The organism is Vibrio sp. MMG023 (assembly GCF_021654215.1).
In the GTDB taxonomy this organism is placed as follows: domain Bacteria; phylum Pseudomonadota; class Gammaproteobacteria; order Enterobacterales; family Vibrionaceae; genus Vibrio; species Vibrio jasicida.
In genome coordinates, this window is record NZ_JAKFZP010000038.1 from 1 (window position 1) to 335 (window position 335).

The following is a 335-nucleotide window of genomic DNA, read 5'->3' on the forward strand; positions in this document are numbered from 1 at the left end:
CGCTGCTTGAAGCGCTTTATCAAACTCCAGTGTGACCGTGACATTTTGCCCTTCCAACTGGTGCGTTGGGTTAAAGCTCGCGCTGGTCAAGGTTGGCAATGCCTGCGATAGCGTGAACGTCGTCGTTTGTGTCGCCTCGACATTCGATGCGTTGGTTCCCGTCACCACTACGGTGTAGGTGCCATTTGTCTCACCACTGATGTCCATTGCGTTGCTCGTCCAAGCGCCGCCGCTTTGCACCGTGGCATTGCTGCTCACGATAGCCGTTTCGCTGCCTTGCGCTTTGATTTCTACGCTCACCGTTTGGCCATCAAAGCGTGTTGACGTCCCCGCAA

General features: G+C 55.5%; 1 pseudogene. It reads right to left on the bottom strand.

Annotation, left to right across the window (positions count from 1 at the left end):
• Positions 1–335, bottom strand: a pseudogene (locus L1076_RS26900) (hypothetical protein); the annotation flags it as partial.